Raw genomic sequence first — 15,928 nt, forward strand, 5'->3', positions numbered from 1 at the left:
AAATAATCTCCTCTAATAGAAGTCTCACTTTATTACAGTGTACGGGGGAATATAGAAATGTATGTCCAAATTTTTCGTGTGTAAAGAATTGTCATAATGATATATTTATGTAGACAATCGAATAAAGATAGGCATATAACTATTTTTGTAAAATAAATCGATTTTATTTCCCTTCTGGAGAATCTTATCATAAAATGAGAGTACAAGAATCTATTGATTTGTCATATGAGTGGGGGATCCCTTCATAACAATTCTAAACAGGAAGGGAGAGTTGTATTTTGGAAATTGAAAGAATTAACGATCATACAATGAAGTTTTTTATTACGTACATTGATATAGAGGACAGAGGGTTTAATCGTGAAGAAATTTGGTATGACCGCGAACGTAGTGAAGAGCTCTTTTGGGAGATGATGGACGAAGCTCGTGATCATGATGACTTCTTTATTGATGGACCGTTATGGATTCAAGTGCAAGCAGTCGATAAAGGGATTGAAGTACTTGTCACGAAAGCCGAGCTCTCAAAGGATGGACAAAAGCTAGAGCTACCGATAGGTGTAGACAAAATTATAGACATTCCTTTAGATGAGGGTATCGAGTCATTATTCCAGCAAGAATTAGTGGAAGAGGTAGAAGAACAAACAGGAACAAACTTTAATGAAGATGGTACGTTTGGCTTTTTAATTAAGTTTAATGATTTTGAAGATGTTATTTCATTAAGTCATCGTCTTATCTTTGAAGATATAAAAGATGAGCTGTATTCATTTGATGACCGCTATTATGTATATGTGGAATTCGATGAAGTGCTACATGATGAAGAAGAAATTGATCGTATTTTAAGTATTATTTTAGAATATGGAGAAGAATCAACTTTAACAATTCATCGTGTGAGTGAGTATGGGAAACAAATTGTGAAAGAGCGTGCGCTTGAAACAATTCGCAATAATTTTCCTGCTAAAACGTAGGCCGATTTCTGTAGTATGAAATCGGCTTTTTATATGAAGAATAGGAAAGCTTTCTTAGTAAGGAGGTAAGAGATGAAAAATACGTTAAAGTTGATTTTCTTTGTTCTACTATTGTTCGCATTATTTGTTTCGTTACGTATGTTTATTGATGTAGCATTTTATTCGGATGTAATTGGGATAAAAGATGTTTCGATTTTAGGTATTATTAGTATTTTATTTACGGTATCTGCATTTTTAATTGGCTGCGTTATTTTCTTAGAAAACCGTCACCCGTCTAAAACACTTACATGGCTCATTGTGTTAGGTATTTTTCCGGTATTTGGATTCTTCGCTTATTTATTATTTGGACAAAACTTTCGGAGAAAGAGAATGTTCCAAAAGAAGGCGTTACTGGATGAACAGGCGTTTTTACAATATAAGGGGCATGAAGATTATGAAGAACGGATGTTACGTAATCATAAGCATCAAGAGCTGTTATTTCGTTTAGCGGACCGCTTAGGTGCTTTAAATATTTCATTTCAAACGGAAACGAGAACATTAACAAATGGGGATGAAACGTTTCAGGCCATTTTAGATGGATTAAAACGAGCGAAACACCACATTCATATGGAATATTACATTGTGCGTGATGATAAGCTTGGAACAGAAATTAAAGATATTTTAATACAAAAATCAAAAGAAGGCGTAGTCGTTCGGTTTTTATATGATGCGGTTGGAAGTTTTAGGTTATCGAATTCGTATATTGAAGAATTAAATGACGCAGGTGTCGAAATGATTCCGTTCTTTCCTGTGCGCTTTCCAATTTTAAACGATAAGATTAATTATCGAAACCACCGGAAAATCGTTGTTATTGATGGAAATGAAGGGTTTGTAGGTGGGTTAAATATTGGAGATGAATATTTAGGGAAGGATAAATATTTCGGTTTTTGGCGAGACACCCATTTATATTTGCGTGGTGAGGCTGTTCAAAGTTTACAGCTTATTTTCCTTCAAGATTGGTTTTATATGACTGGTGAGGCAGTGCTGGCTCCAGAATATTTACAGGCAAAAGCAGTTGAAGGTGATCATTGGGGCGGAGTTCAGCTAATTGCAGGTGGACCAGATAATAAATGGGAAACGATTAAACATTTATATTTTGCAATGATCTCTTCTGCTCGGAAATCTATTTGGATTGCAACACCGTATTTCATTCCGGATGATGATATTTTATCTGCATTAAAGGTAGCGGCACTTGCTGGTATTGATGTTCGTTTATTAATGCCGAGTAAGCCTGATAAGCGCACTGTCTTTTATGCATCAAGATCATATTTCCCTGAGCTTTTAGATGCAGGAGTAAAGATATATGAATACGAAAAAGGTTTTCTTCATAGTAAAGTTGTCATCGTTGATTCTGATTTAGCTTCAATTGGGACAGCAAATATGGATATGAGAAGTTTTCATTTGAACTTTGAAGTGAATGCCTTTTTATATGATACAGATAGCATTCGAAAACTCGTTCAAGACTTTAAAGATGATTTAGAAGAATCAAGTGAAATTCATGTCGATCGTTTTCATAAAAGACGTCTTCATAGACGAATTGTTGAATCGACATATCGATTATTATCACCTTTATTATAAAAAGAGATGTCCGAAATTGGGACATCTCTTTTTTAAAAGGGATTTGTAATAAATTGTAGAATATAAGGAGCTGAAAGGGTGTGATTATAATGTTTATCGCTAAAAGAGAAAACGGAGAGAAAATTCATCTACTCTATAATCGAAATGAAGAGCTTTTACAACGTATGCGTAAAAGGGAGCGTTTCTTTTGTATAGCTTGTGGAAAGGAAGTGCAAATGAAATTAGGGAAACAAAAAAGTTGGCATTTTGCTCATAAGAAAGTGGAGTCATGCCTTGCTTTTTATGAAGCAGAATCTATATATCATATGCACGGTAAAGAATTGCTATATAGATGGTTGAAACGTCAAAATTTCCATGTGGATATAGAGCGTTACCTTCCAAAAATCCAGCAAAGACCAGATATTTTCGTAGAGAGAGCAGGTAGGGAAATTGCGATTGAATATCAATGCGCCAATCTCTCCATAGAACAACTTTCTAAACGAACATACTCGTATTGGCAAGCGGGCATTCAGGTCATCTGGATCATTGGTGGAAATCAATTAAAAAAGCAAGCTGCATATTGGATGAAATTTTCCTCACTTCTGGCTTTCTCCTTACAATCTTATCCTCAGCCATTTCTCATTTTCTTCTGTCCGAAACAAAAATCATTTATGAAATGTGCCTTTATCACTCCGTTTTCTACAAACGTCTCTTTCTCACATATTATGTATTTACCAAACGATACAACTACTTTTGAATTACTCTTTTCCCCTGTTCCTTTCCGGAAAGAAATATTAGGACAGGAATGGAAGAAGCGAAAGGACTACTTTCGGCAAAATGCCCTGTCTATTTGGAATTATAATCATAAGTCACTATTACGCCTCTTATATCAATTTAAATGTACTCCAGCGAGCTTTCCTTCTGAAATTGGTGTGCCACTCCCGTCTTCATTTGCTTTTCAAACAAATCCATTTACATGGCAAGCTTTTCTATACATGAAGTGTATAGAAAAGCTTGCGGTAGGGAATTGTATTTCCCTTCAATATGTGTGTAGTTATGTAAAAAAATATACGAAAAGGCGCTTACTTCCGTACTTTTCACAACATATATGGAAAGTAGCGGTTACTGAATATATGACTTTTTTATGTTTTGTAGGCGTGTTGCGTAAAGTAGGAACTTATACGTACCGAAAAATGAGGAATATAGTTATGTTACAGACGGAGGAGGAAGTTAGGAAATATGATGAGATTTGCCTAACTTATGCGCTATCTCTATTTGAGACAAAGTTCAACATGGGAGAAGAAAAAGGGGATATAATAAAGAATGAACGTGAAGGAATTACATAAGAAAAACAGAATTGTACTTAAGTAGAGATATTTAAAGGAGGGCTTACAGAATGTCTGAACAAAATAAAGCAAAAACATTACCAGATCGCAATGAGATTGAAGAAGCAAGTACGTGGCGATTAGAAGATATTTTCCAAACAGATGCAGAATGGGAAAAAGAATTTCAAGCGATTAAAGAGTTACTACCGCAGTTAACTGAATTTAAAGGGAAGCTTGGTGACTCTGCGAACAACTTACTTGAGGCACTGCAATATGAAGATGAAATTTCAATGCGACTAGGTAAGCTATATACATATGCTCATATGCGTTACGATCAAGATACAACAAACTCTGTGTATCAAGCTTTAAATGATCGTGCGACGAATTTATATTCACAAGTATCTAGTAGCACAGCGTATATCGTACCTGAAATTTTATCTATTTCAGAAGATACACTACAAGCATTTTTAAAAGAAAATAGAGACTTAAGTGTATATGAACATGCATTAGAAGAAATTACACGTCAACGTCCACACGTATTATCTGAGGCTGAGGAAGCTTTATTAGCGGAAGCATCTGAAGTAATGAGTTCATCAAGTAATACATTTGGTATGTTGAATAATGCGGATTTGAAATTCCCGTCTATTAAAGGCGAGGACGGAGAAGAAATAGAAATTACGCATGGTCGTTACATTCAGTTTTTAGAAAGTGATGATCGTCGTGTTCGCGAAGATGCATTCAAAGCTGTATTTGAAACGTATGGGAAATTTAAGAACACATTTGCAAGTACGTTAAGCGGAGCGGTGAAACGTAATAATTTCAATGCACGTATTCGTAAATATGACTCTGCTCGCCAAGCTGCATTGAGCAATAATAATATTCCTGAAGCAGTTTACGATCAACTCGTTGAAACGGTAAATGATCACTTACATTTATTGCACCGTTACATCGATATTCGAAAGCGTGCGCTAGGACTTGATGAACTTCATATGTACGATTTATATACACCACTTGTACAAGAAGTGAAAATGAATGTGAAATATGAAGAAGCACAAGACATGTTATTAAAATCTTTAAACGTACTTGGTGATGAGTATGTTGAAATTTTGAAAGAAGCATATGAAAATCGCTGGGTAGATGTGTATGAGAATAAAGGAAAACGAAGCGGAGCATATTCATCTGGTGCATACGGAACAAATCCTTATATTTTAATGAACTGGCATGATAATGTAAATAATTTATTTACACTTGCTCATGAGTTTGGTCATTCTGTGCATAGTTATTACACAAGAAAGACACAGCCGCACGTATACGGTGATTATTCAATCTTCGTTGCAGAGGTAGCGTCAACTTGTAATGAAGCGCTTCTAAATGATTATTTATTAAAAACGACAGAAGATAAAAAAGAGCGCCTATATTTATTAAATCATTATTTAGAAGGATTCCGTGGTACTGTATTCCGTCAAACGATGTTCGCAGAGTTTGAGCATATTATTCATAAGAAAGTACAAGAAGGACATGCTGTTACGCCAGATATGTTAACGGAGATCTACTACGATTTAAATAAGAAATATTTCGGTGACGCTTTAGTAATCGACGAAGAAATTGGGTTAGAATGGTCTCGCATTCCGCACTTCTACTACAACTATTACGTATATCAATATGCAACAGGATTTAGTGCAGCAACGGCTCTATCTAAACAGATTTTAGAAGAAGGGCAACCAGCGGTAGAACGTTACATTAATGAATTCTTAAAAGCAGGAAGCTCTGATTATCCAATTGAAGTGCTGAAAAAAGCAGGAGTTGATATGGCATCTCCTGAACCAGTGAAAGAGGCACTACAAGTATTTGAAGAGAAATTAAATGAATTAGAAGCGTTATTATTTGAAGAAAAGTAATGAGAAAAGACGAGGGATTTTATCCTCGTCTTTTTTGTTTAAAAATACAATTTGTCGATATTTGTCGAAATGAAAATCGATTTTCCTTACTATTTCTAAATTTGAAGACAGTTTTATAGTTAATTTTTGAATTCAAAATCCTTTAAATCGTTTTCTATGGTTGAAATAAGAGAGAGCGATGACGATGACTCCGAATAAAAGAGGAAAGGCGATAATTTTAGGAAAAGCTTGTAATAGAGAGAGAATGTACAAGAAAAAAGAAACAAGGACACATGAAAAAATTAGTAAAATATAGGATTTCTTTATGAAAAACACCTCCTAAAGGGCTTTTATATAGCTTATTCAAAAATGAAAACGTTTAGAATGTGACAAAAGTGTGAAATTCGACAAAAGGGGTTGTCATCTGACGTCGAATCTTGTAATATAATAAGCGTGAACGAATTCACATACAAACATATACCCCTTTGTTTGAACGTGAAAATTTCTCCCATCCCCTTTAATATTTTTATAAGCCGTAAAGAAAAAGACCTGGTGTTTACACCAGGTCTTTTTCTATTGCTATCCATTTCCAATAACGCTCACATTTTACGTCAATCATTTGTACTTTGCGTTTCAGTTGTAATTTTTTTAGTTCGCGCTCGATCTCTTGTTGCGAGCAGTCATATATAAATGCTACTTCTTTTGAAGATATAAATTGCGTTGCTTCTAGTAACATTTCTAAAGGCGGTAATGGTTCTGGCTCGATTTCACATTTTACGAGCTCTTTTAATAATTGTACGTATACATCATAGGAATAAGTTCCAGCGATTTTAATGCCTTCTTCATCTGAGTTCGCATGAAAAAAGACGAGGGAAGGTATTTCTGTAATATGCATTTCATTTGTGAATTTTAAGTCACATTGGAAAGCTTTTTTTGCGCTGGCGGAATGTAGATCTTTTTTAAATTCTTCTACATCAATATTGCTATCTTTTGCACATGCAAGCAATAATTCGCAGTCAGGGTTTGATACATTTTCAAGGAAAATGTATTCTTGGAGTTTTCGCAAAAACTTCGAACCTGCTTTTCGGCCTTGTAACTCCGCTGCTTTAATTGCCATCGAAACTAAATATGGTGTTGATGATGCCTCTTGCATATGTACTTTTCCATCACATGAAAAACCTTGTAAACTTGTCGTCTTTTCCCACACAAATCGAATATTAGCAGGTTTATTCCATTTGTGTGAGGAAGCGTTCGTTCCGTCCACTTTTCCAGTTACAATATGACGAATAGAGAAGTATTTCCCGTATTCAAGCCATAGTTTAATAATAAAGGGTTCAATTTCCCAGCAATCTTTACAAAGTGGATCAATAAATAAATATGCTTCTACAGACTTATGCTCACATGCGGAAGGAGATGGCATATTGATATGCTTTGCTTCCTGTTTATCCATTATATTTCACCTGTTTCGTTTGGAGTATTAACCATATGCTGAGCAGTTAATGCTAAACGTTCAAAAACGAACTCTCTTATATGACCGTGTACTCCTGTGTCATCCATTGCTTGCTCCATACATGATAGCCAAGCCTCTGCTCGTTTTGGCGTAATCTCAAACGGAAGATGGCGTGCTCTTAACATAGGATGACCATGTTCTTCAGTGTACAAATTAGGACCACCTAAATATTGTGTTAAAAATTGTTTTTGCTTCCTAGCTGTTTCTGTTAAATCATCCGGGAAGATGGGAGATAAGTCAGGGTGTTTACTGACATAGGAATAAAATGTGTCTACTAATATTGCAATGCATTGTTCACCGCCAATTGCTTCAAATGGTGTCATCGGTTGCTTGCTCATCCTTTATAAACTCCTTTTTCCATGAAATGTATATCTATTGTAGCAATGGAATGTTCGAGAGGGCAAATAAACAGCCTTCCTAACATTCTTTGCTTCTTCTACAGGTGTAAATGAACCTTTTACTTTTTAAGAAGTGAGATGTATCCACTAGTAGAACGGATTCACTAGTGGAATTTTCACTTTAGCGTGCTTTGTTTTGTTTGGCAAGGAAAAAGCGTTTTACTTTGTTATTTGTATGGCGAACTGGTACGTTATGCTGTGTTAACAAATGAATAAATGCAGCTTTTCCTGTTTCTTCGTCTTGCACTTCATATTCAATTTCATAATCATCGTGATTGTAATAGAAACTATGATCAAAGACAAGCGTTCCGCCTTCAAATAATGTTTCAGCTCTTTCAGTTGTTAAACTGCCCATATAAGTTAAAGCGGAAACAGGAATTTGTAATTTGTGTAGTTGGTCTACTACAGCACCTTGAATGATTGTGTTTGTTTCCATCATCATTTTTGCTTCGGCCTCGGTTACAACTTGATGCGTTTCTAACAAGCCGATTTCTGCAGGTTGTTTTAACGTTAATGTATAAGTTTCCCCTTTATGACGAATACGAAGTGCAGAACCAGCTTCTTTTAATGAAAAGTCGGGCGTTTCAAAGTAGTGATTCACTTGTTTCGTGAAAGCTTCAATAGAAAAAGATTTGCATAATGATTGGAATTCTTCTTCTGTAACGATATTTTTAAATTCAATTTCAATTTCTTGTGTCATTGTATGCGCTCCTTTTGAAAAATAATTCTTTACACATTATCGCTTTTTCACAAATTTGGTTCAATGTTTTATTTGTTTGCGTCCATGTTATGATACAATAATACTGTTAAGTAAGACAGGAAGTTGAGATGGAGGAGTTCGAGCATGCAAAATAAAATTCAAGTAAAGAGCGTAGAAATGAGAGAGAATGCGCTTATTTTTTGTGCGGAAAATACTGAAATAGAGGTAAAGGAGTTAAGTGCGCGTAATCACGTACTTGTAGACTCAGACAATTTATCATTTTTATATATCTTAGAAAACGAATCATCTTTCATATATGTAAGTATTCCGCATACATGCTGGGAAGCGATGCGTGAAGCAATGAATAAAGATACAGCGATGTTTATTCAAGTGAATGATGTTGAAATGGAATTAGAAGGTTTAAAAGAAGAAGTAGAATATTTAGTTGAAAATATTGAAGGTAATGCAAATTACGGAGAAGAACTAGTAACTGCTGTAGAAAAAGTATTTCTATAAGCAAATGGATTGATTTTGGTGGTGGTTGAAATGAATCGAAATTGGGAAGAATTTTTAGCACCTTACCATCAAGCGGTGGCAGAGCTGAAAGTGAAACTAAAAGGAATGCGTACTCAATTTGCAATGTTAACAGAGCATTCTCCAATTGAGTTTGTAACAGGAAGGGTAAAGTCGGTTGCAAGTATCATTGATAAAGCGGAGAAGAGAAATGTACCGCTAGACCGGCTCAGAGAAGATATGCAGGATATCGCGGGCCTTCGAATGATGTGTCAATTTGTTGATGAGATTAAGCCTGTTGTAGAATATCTTCGAAAACGAAATGACTTTGAAATCGTGGAAGAGCGTGATTATGTTACGCAAAAGAAAGATAGCGGCTATCGCTCTTATCACGTTGTTATTAGTTATCCTGTTCAAACGATTCAAGGGGAACAAAAAGTATTGGTAGAAATCCAAATACGCACGCTAGCAATGAACTTTTGGGCAACGATTGAGCATTCTTTGAATTATAAATATAGTGGGCGTTTTCCTGAAGATATTAAAATACGCTTGCAACGTGCAGCGGAAGCGGCGTTTTTATTGGATGAAGAAATGTCTTCTATTCGTCTTGAAATTCAAGAAGCACAAAAGGCTTTTTCAAGAAAGCAAGAAACGAAAGATTCCGAATCATAAACTAAAGGGTGTTGGCGATGAAATTTACAATTATGTCAAAGGGAGATCAATCATCAGATACACTAGCAAGCACGATGAAAGAGTACTTGCTAGATTTTGGATTCATTATGGATGAAAAGGAACCCGATATTGTAATTTCTGTTGGGGGAGATGGAACGCTTTTATATGCGTTTCATCGTTATTATAATCGATTGGATGAAACAGCATTTGTTGGTGTACATACAGGGCATTTAGGTTTCTATGCAGATTGGTTACCGACAGAAGTAGAGAAATTAGTAATTGCGATTGCTAAAACGCCATTCCAAGTGGTGGAATATCCGCTTTTAGAAGTGATTATTCGCTATGTGAATGGAAGTAAAGAGTCACAGTATTTAGCGATGAATGAAGCGACTGTAAAAAGTGCAGAGGGCACATTAGTAACAGAAGTGGAAATACGGGGAGAGTACTTTGAAACATTCCGCGGGGATGGTCTATGTATCTCAACTCCTTCAGGAAGTACTGCCTATAATAAAGCACTTGGCGGTGCAATTATTCACCCTTCTATTGAAGCAATTCAAATTGCAGAAATGGCATCCATTAACAACCGTGTGTTTCGTACTGTAGGCTCGCCGCTTGTATTGCCGAAGCATCATACATGTGTGTTGAAGCCGGCTCCAGGGATGAACTTACAAATTACGGTGGACCATTTAACGATGGTTCATCAAGATGTGAAATCAATCCAGTATCGCGTTGCAAACGAGAAAGTGCGATTTGTTCGTTTCCGCCCGTTCCCATTCTGGAAACGTGTCCGTGACTCGTTTGTTGCAGATAAATAGAAGGGGTTTATATATTGAACAGATTTACATTGAAATGGGATATAGAGTCAGCTGAAGAGGGAACTTTAGTTAGAGAATTTTTGAAAACAAAAGGGATTTCTAAAGCTGCTTTAACGGATATAAAATTTCATGGCGGAGCCATTGAAGTAAATGGTCAATATGCAAGCGTTCGTCATCAACTACAAGCGGGCGAACAGTTACGTGTTTTTTTTCCAGTGGAAGAAAGAAGTGAAGGGATGATTGCGGAAGATATCCCACTATGCATTGTATATGAAGATGATGCAGTTCTTGTCATCAATAAAGAAGCGAACATGTCAACGATTCCGTCTAGAGAACATCCAGAGGGAAGTGTTGCTAACGCGCTTTTGTCTTATTATGATAAGCAGCATCTTGCCAGTACGGTGCACATTGTAACAAGGTTGGATCGTGATACGTCAGGACTCATGCTTATTGCAAAAAATCGTTTCGTACATCATCTTTTATCGAAACAACATCAACAAAAAGCTGTGAAACGAACGTATGAAGCAATTGTTCATGGAGAGATGATAAAACGTGAAGGAACGATTGATGCACCGATTGGTAGAAAATCAGATAGCATCATTGAACGAACAGTTTGTGAGGATGGACAGAGGGCAGTTACTCATTTTAGAGTGATTCATAGCTCCTCGCAAAAGACGCATGTATCTCTTGAACTTGAGACAGGAAGAACGCATCAAATCCGCGTGCATATGGCTCATATGGGACATCCGTTACTTGGTGATGACTTATATGGAGGAAGAAGGGATGAAATGAAACGACAAGCACTTCACAGTACATCTTTGGCGTTTTATCATCCTATTTTAGAAAAGGAAATGTCTTTTGCTACGACGATTCCAAGCGATATGCAGCAGTTATTAATGCACGCTTAAAAAGGGACCAAAATTCTTATGTAATGAAGAATTTTGGTCCCTTTTTTCTTAGCGGAATAATATTAAAATTTGATTATCATCCGTACGCTTAATAACGAAAAATCCACTTTCAGCTTTTGTAGCAATGCCGTCATCATTTGGACGACAATATCCATGCGGTTCGCAAGTGCCATCATCACGTACTAACATTTGTCCAATTAATCCGACAGGAAGCCAACCAGAACGGTCTTTTCTTGCTATATATTTGCAAGCTGGATCCCATTCTGTATTTAAAAGTGGTTGTATTTCTTGTGTTTCTGTACGTACATATTGACGCTTTCCAAAGTTATCTGTTTTATAGCGCTTTTGCCAACTTAAAGCACCACTATTTCCTATAATAGCGGGGGTTGCACTAGATATTCCTAAAATGAAAGAATCGTTTGAAGTAGCTATCCGAATTTTTTCTTCGCTACTAAATGTAACGAAATAACCGACATCAATAGCTTTATGGTCCGCGGTTTCAAACATTTGTGCAAAATCCGTTCCGCCTGCATTGTAAGAAGCACCCTCAATGTACATTTCTCCATTATGAGCAAGCCATTTAGCACCGATATTATGATCGGTATCGTTTGTTCCATTTGCAATAAACCAAGAATAGGCTTCTTCGGCCGTGCCGAATCGTCCCATAATATGGCTTCCTGCAAAATGAGCTGTTGATGTATGATTACCTTCCGCATGAGAAGAGAATCCATTAGCGATAGTTGCGGTTCCTTCTGCGTGTGCTGCTTCGCCTAAAGCAATCGTATGTTTACCTTCCGCGTGAGAATAAGAGCCGCCTGCTGTCGTTTCACTTCCTTCACTATGCGAACTATGTCCAGTTGCTTTTGTTTTCGATCCTTCTGCATGGGAACAAGTTGCTTTTGCGTGTGTAAGAAGTCCTTCTGCATGTGAAACTGTACCCTCTGCATGAGAGTGAAGCCCCTCTGCATGTGAATATCGGCCTTCTTTTTTTACTTTCGTATTTTCAGGTGCAGGAGTCTGAATTATGATCGTTTTTTCTGTTTGTATATTATTTGATGGAGTTAATGCTTCTTTTATTTTTTTTACTTGGTTTATAATATCGGTTGGAATTTCTGGTTGTATTTTTTTATTTATTGCTACAGGAATGTTCTCTTCCGTATTTTCCTGTTTTTCTTCAGAATGCAGTATTTGTTCATCGTGATGAGAGAGATGTTTATTTTTTTGTTGCATCTTTACTTTTCTACGATTGATTATGCGACTCATTACAGCATTTTCTAAAGAGACATATTTTGTTTTAGCTTTGCTCTTTTTTGATGACTCTTGTTCTTCTAGTTCTTCTATAGCTGCAGCTCGAATGCCGCACCAGTTGTTAATTCCATACATGGGCTGATATAAAGGGTGGAATTTTCTTTTTTGTTTAGAAGATTTTTTCTTCATTCTGTCACCTCCTGCGACATTATATGTCGTGCAATTAAAAAAAGATGCACTTTATTGCATCTTTTTTTAATTGCTTTACCTAGATTTATATAGGATACATCTAGAAAATATGATAATCTCTCGTTATTCGTGAATTGTACGAAGTAGAGAGGATTATGAAATTGGGCGGAATTTCTCAGGGACAAAAGGAAGGGAAGAAGGGACAGAAACGGTCTCCATTTCAGGGTAACGTAATCCAGTTAGTTTACCTCCAAATACAGCGCCAGTATCGATATTGACTGTATGATTTACAAAACGAGGTTCTTTTACTGGTGTATGTCCATATATAATCCAAGCGTCGCCCTTATATTCTTTCGCCCAGTCGCGACGGACAGGAGAGCCATCATCATGTTTTTCACCTGTAATATCGCCATATAATACAAACGTTTGTACTTTTTTATCTTGCCTTCCGATGTAATCTTTCCGAATGCCAGCGTGACATACAATTAACCTTTTCTCATCGAGCACGTGATATAAAGGGGAATTTTCATAAAGGGTGATGAACTTTTCTTTTATGATTTGCTGTTTTTGAAAAGATAGTGCTTCGTATTCAGCAGCAGTTGTTTCAAGTCCGTGAGCGATTGTCACATTACGTCCGAGGAAAAATCGGTACAGCTTATTACAGTGATTTCCAGGAGCGTAATAAGCCTCTTTTTTATGTATGACAAGTTCCCATACAAGTTCAATCATATGTAATGAATGAGGGCCACGGTCTGTAATATCACCAACGAATGCCAGCTTTCGCTCGTCGGGATGAACTGGCATTCCACTATTCCATTTATATCCTAGTTTCGTCGTTAAGTTTTGAAACTCTTGGAAGCAGCCATGAATGTCACCTATAATGTCATATTTCATATGTAAACCTCCATCCTATTTTTCATTAGTATAACTAAAAAAGGATAGAGATAAAAATATCGTTTTTTGCACGATTTATTTAAACATAAAAACTTTCGTTCGTGAGCGAACGTTTAAAATAAATCCAATTGCAATCATGTATGTAAGCAACGAACTTCCTCCGTAGCTCATAAGGGGTAATGTGATTCCTGTAATAGGTAGTAATCCGATTGTCATCCCGATATTTTGAAATACTTGAAAAGTAAACATTCCGATTGTACCAGCGCAGATGTAACTACCGAAAGGGTCATTACTTTCTAAAGCGATATGAATCATGCGGAAAATAAGTAGGAAAAAAAGTGCAATAATGACACTTGCGCCTAAAAATCCGAATTGCTCAGCGACATTAGTGAAAATAAAATCTGTATGTGGTTCTGGAAAGTATACTTGTCCATTTTCCCAACCTTTTCCTTGCATTTCTCCTGATCCAGTAGCTAAAAAAGCTTGTCTTAATTGATAGCCTTGCGCGTCATATTCGTAAGGGGCCAGCCAACCATAGAAGCGGTTTAATTGGTATTCTTTTAAGATATACTCCTTAAAGAATTCTGTATGAGCAATATAAATATACGTTAAGGTAACACCTGCTGTGAAAATAATGGAGACTAATCCGAAAATAAAGCGCCAACGTATACCGGAAACTAGTATCATTGCTGCCAGCATCGCTGAAATTACCATTGTGTTTCCTAAATCAGGTTCTTTTGCAATAAGTAGTAGCGGTGGCAAACTCGTTGCGAATATTTTTCCGAGTAAGATAAAATCTTCACGAGGTGTTCGAAAAAAATATTTTTCGTTATGATTAGCTATAATTCGTCCAATGACGATAATTAAAAATAATTTCATAATTTCTGAAGGTTGAAAATTTCCGATGCCTGGGAGCCTGTACCAAGCGGTAGCCCCTTTAATTGTAACGGCACCTGGAACCTGAAGTTCTAGCCCGATAAGTAATATCATTGCAAAGCTATATAAATACCAAGCAATTTTTTGATACCGATCGAAATCGATAATCATAATAACACTAATAGCGACAAATCCAATGAAGTACCATTGTATTTGCTTGAGTGCAAAATTTACATTTTGTAAAAATGGTGGTAAAGAGGTTTGCGCACTTGCAATAGCAAAGCAACTAACAGTCCCAATGGCAAATAAAATGAATAGTAATACGTAGTCTATTTGATATTGAGAATTCGTATCTTTCACTGTATGTAATCCTTTCTATCGCCTAGTAAATATGTTGATGACGTCATTCTAAAAGTAATATAAGCAGACTGTCCATACATTTATTCCACTATTTATGTAAAGTCATACATAATAGGGAGGAATAGCTCCTCCCTTATGCAAAGCTATCGTGGATTTAGCTCTTTTATAATTATATTTAAACAACGAGAAAGACGTATATGTGCATCTGGAATGAGATTGGGGTATTGTTTATAAAACTCGAATGCACCCATACACCACTCATAGGCTTTGAGCAGACTAGTTCTATAATCATTGAAATCTTGTAAGAAACCATACTTTTTTGAGGTTAAAACGAGATGTGAAAAATCTTCAGATCCTTCAAGTAATTTATGGTGTACTTGCTGTCCATCATGAAAGCGAAAGGAACTTAAAGGTTCAGTGATATAAAATGCATCACCTTTTGAAAGTAAACCCATCCAAGAGGCCATATCAACACTACAACAATAGTTCCTTTCATTTAGAGTACCAAAAGGTTCTGTTAATAGTCGCCTTCGAAAGAGTACAGTCGTAGGTTCACCAATAATATTCTGTCCAGATAAAAGCATATGGTTTCCAAAATCTATCCCACTTAGCAGGGTATCTTCGCTATACAATCTATTTACAGCGGGATGGTTTTCAATTATATCTCCATTTTCATCAATCCAAGTGCGATATGATGTAATAAGTGCGAGTTTTTGATTTAAGTCTTGTTGGAAATAGAACATCATTTTCTCAATTTTATTACTATGGAATAAGTCATCGTCCATTAAGAAGTTTATGTATTCGCCACTAGACTGTTCTAAGAGCATGAGGTCATTATGGAATTGTCCTAAAGTAGTACTATTCCGGATATATGTTATATGGGAATGGTTTGGTAAGTATTTTTCATTCATTAATTTTTCAGTTTCATCATTCGTACTATCGTCTCCTACAATAACTTCAATGTTTGGATAAGTTTGTGCCAAAGCACTTTCTAAAGCGATTTTGAAATAATGTGGTCTATTATAGGTGGGAATAAGGATGGAAACAAGAGGTAGATTTTTTTCATTTGTCATACGTAACTTCCT

General features: G+C 36.2%; 15 protein-coding genes. 8 read left to right on the plus strand and 7 right to left on the minus strand.

All coding sequences use genetic code 11. The features are described from left to right. Positions 1-278 precede the first annotated feature (278 nt). The 4 genes from mecA (at position 279) to pepF (ending at position 5,781) form a co-directional block, all read left to right on the plus strand. On the plus strand, positions 279-962 hold the full coding sequence (gene mecA / locus F0362_RS06060; protein ID WP_000402125.1) for an adaptor protein MecA: 684 nt from the start codon (positions 279-281) through the stop codon (positions 960-962). Between the two features lie 72 nt (positions 963-1,034). After that, positions 1,035-2,579 carry a cardiolipin synthase gene (locus F0362_RS06065; protein WP_000799211.1) on the plus strand — a complete coding sequence of 515 codons (1,545 nt, stop codon included), beginning with the start codon at positions 1,035-1,037 and terminating at the stop codon, positions 2,577-2,579. Between the two features lie 80 nt (positions 2,580-2,659). Then, positions 2,660-3,904 (plus strand): competence protein CoiA, encoded by a 1,245-nt coding sequence (locus F0362_RS06070; protein WP_002093814.1) that lies wholly within the window; start codon positions 2,660-2,662, stop codon positions 3,902-3,904. A gap of 50 nt (positions 3,905-3,954) precedes the next feature. Then, entirely contained in the window at positions 3,955-5,781 is a 1,827-nt protein-coding gene (gene pepF, locus F0362_RS06075) for an oligoendopeptidase F (RefSeq protein WP_000003362.1), read from the plus strand. A gap of 535 nt (positions 5,782-6,316) precedes the next feature. Here the strand turns inward: pepF and F0362_RS06085 are convergent. From F0362_RS06085 to F0362_RS06095, 3 genes are all read right to left on the minus strand, one after another. Then, positions 6,317-7,210, minus strand: coding sequence for a ClpXP adapter SpxH family protein (locus F0362_RS06085; protein WP_000360648.1), 894 nt, complete (start codon positions 7,208-7,210; stop codon positions 6,317-6,319). Next, positions 7,210-7,608, minus strand: a complete 399-nt coding sequence (locus F0362_RS06090; RefSeq protein WP_000043381.1) for a globin domain-containing protein — start codon at positions 7,606-7,608, stop codon at positions 7,210-7,212. Before F0362_RS06090 ends, F0362_RS06085 begins: the two co-directional genes overlap by 1 nt. Positions 7,609-7,789: 181 nt before the next feature. Beyond that, the gene (locus tag F0362_RS06095; protein ID WP_000191111.1) at positions 7,790-8,368 is read right to left on the minus strand and encodes a CYTH domain-containing protein; all 579 of its coding nucleotides are present in this window, start codon (positions 8,366-8,368) and stop codon (positions 7,790-7,792) included. Positions 8,369-8,512: 144 nt separating this feature from the next. Between F0362_RS06095 and F0362_RS06100 the strand changes: the two genes are divergently transcribed. The 4 genes from F0362_RS06100 to F0362_RS06115 are packed head-to-tail and all read left to right on the plus strand — an operon-like array spanning position 8,513 to position 11,276. Beyond that, the gene (locus tag F0362_RS06100) at positions 8,513-8,884 is read left to right on the plus strand and encodes a UPF0738 family protein (RefSeq protein WP_001180013.1); all 372 of its coding nucleotides are present in this window, start codon (positions 8,513-8,515) and stop codon (positions 8,882-8,884) included. Between the two features lie 30 nt (positions 8,885-8,914). After that, entirely contained in the window at positions 8,915-9,553 is a 639-nt protein-coding gene (locus F0362_RS06105) for a GTP diphosphokinase (protein WP_001081482.1), read from the plus strand. A gap of 17 nt (positions 9,554-9,570) precedes the next feature. Then, positions 9,571-10,368: an NAD kinase gene (locus F0362_RS06110; RefSeq protein WP_000673191.1), complete on the plus strand. Its 798-nt coding sequence runs from the start codon at positions 9,571-9,573 to the stop codon at positions 10,366-10,368. A gap of 14 nt (positions 10,369-10,382) precedes the next feature. Beyond that, on the plus strand, positions 10,383-11,276 hold the full coding sequence (locus tag F0362_RS06115; protein ID WP_001079115.1) for an RluA family pseudouridine synthase: 894 nt from the start codon (positions 10,383-10,385) through the stop codon (positions 11,274-11,276). A 48-nt stretch (positions 11,277-11,324) separates the two neighbouring features. Here F0362_RS06115 and F0362_RS06120 read toward each other — a convergent pair whose 3' ends face one another. The 4 genes from F0362_RS06120 to F0362_RS06135 form a co-directional block, all read right to left on the minus strand. Beyond that, on the minus strand, positions 11,325-12,713 hold the full coding sequence (locus F0362_RS06120; RefSeq protein WP_000730504.1) for a peptidase G2 autoproteolytic cleavage domain-containing protein: 1,389 nt from the start codon (positions 12,711-12,713) through the stop codon (positions 11,325-11,327). Positions 12,714-12,866: 153 nt separating this feature from the next. Continuing rightward, positions 12,867-13,607, minus strand: coding sequence for a bis(5'-nucleosyl)-tetraphosphatase PrpE (gene prpE, locus F0362_RS06125; RefSeq protein ID WP_000872707.1), 741 nt, complete (start codon positions 13,605-13,607; stop codon positions 12,867-12,869). Between the two features lie 75 nt (positions 13,608-13,682). Continuing rightward, positions 13,683-14,843: an FtsW/RodA/SpoVE family cell cycle protein gene (locus F0362_RS06130; protein ID WP_016090931.1), complete on the minus strand. Its 1,161-nt coding sequence runs from the start codon at positions 14,841-14,843 to the stop codon at positions 13,683-13,685. Positions 14,844-14,986: 143 nt separating this feature from the next. After that, a complete protein-coding gene (locus F0362_RS06135; RefSeq protein ID WP_002038165.1) occupies positions 14,987-15,916 on the minus strand; it encodes a glycosyltransferase family 2 protein in 930 nt (309 codons plus the stop codon). Between the last annotated feature and the right edge of the window lie 12 nt (positions 15,917-15,928).

The sequence above is a fragment of the Bacillus sp. BS98 genome, assembly GCF_008432245.1.
Lineage (GTDB): Bacteria > Bacillota > Bacilli > Bacillales > Bacillaceae_G > Bacillus_A > Bacillus_A toyonensis.

Excerpts from the sequence above, each read along its gene's own strand:
- F0362_RS06065 (WP_000799211.1), top strand. The coding sequence starts at position 1,035 with ATGAAAAATACGTTAAAGTTGATTTTCTTTGTTCTACTATTGTTCGCA.
- pepF (WP_000003362.1), top strand. The coding sequence starts at position 3,955 with ATGTCTGAACAAAATAAAGCAAAAACATTACCAGATCGCAATGAGATT.
- F0362_RS06085 (WP_000360648.1), bottom strand. The coding sequence starts at position 7,210 with ATGGATAAACAGGAAGCAAAGCATATCAATATGCCATCTCCTTCCGCA.
- F0362_RS06090 (WP_000043381.1), bottom strand. The coding sequence starts at position 7,608 with ATGAGCAAGCAACCGATGACACCATTTGAAGCAATTGGCGGTGAACAA.
- F0362_RS06095 (WP_000191111.1), bottom strand. The coding sequence starts at position 8,368 with ATGACACAAGAAATTGAAATTGAATTTAAAAATATCGTTACAGAAGAA.
- F0362_RS06100 (WP_001180013.1), top strand. The coding sequence starts at position 8,513 with ATGCAAAATAAAATTCAAGTAAAGAGCGTAGAAATGAGAGAGAATGCG.
- F0362_RS06105 (WP_001081482.1), top strand. The coding sequence starts at position 8,915 with ATGAATCGAAATTGGGAAGAATTTTTAGCACCTTACCATCAAGCGGTG.
- F0362_RS06110 (WP_000673191.1), top strand. The coding sequence starts at position 9,571 with ATGAAATTTACAATTATGTCAAAGGGAGATCAATCATCAGATACACTA.
- F0362_RS06120 (WP_000730504.1), bottom strand. The coding sequence starts at position 12,713 with ATGAAGAAAAAATCTTCTAAACAAAAAAGAAAATTCCACCCTTTATAT.
- prpE (WP_000872707.1), bottom strand. The coding sequence starts at position 13,607 with ATGAAATATGACATTATAGGTGACATTCATGGCTGCTTCCAAGAGTTT.
- F0362_RS06135 (WP_002038165.1), bottom strand. The coding sequence starts at position 15,916 with ATGACAAATGAAAAAAATCTACCTCTTGTTTCCATCCTTATTCCCACC.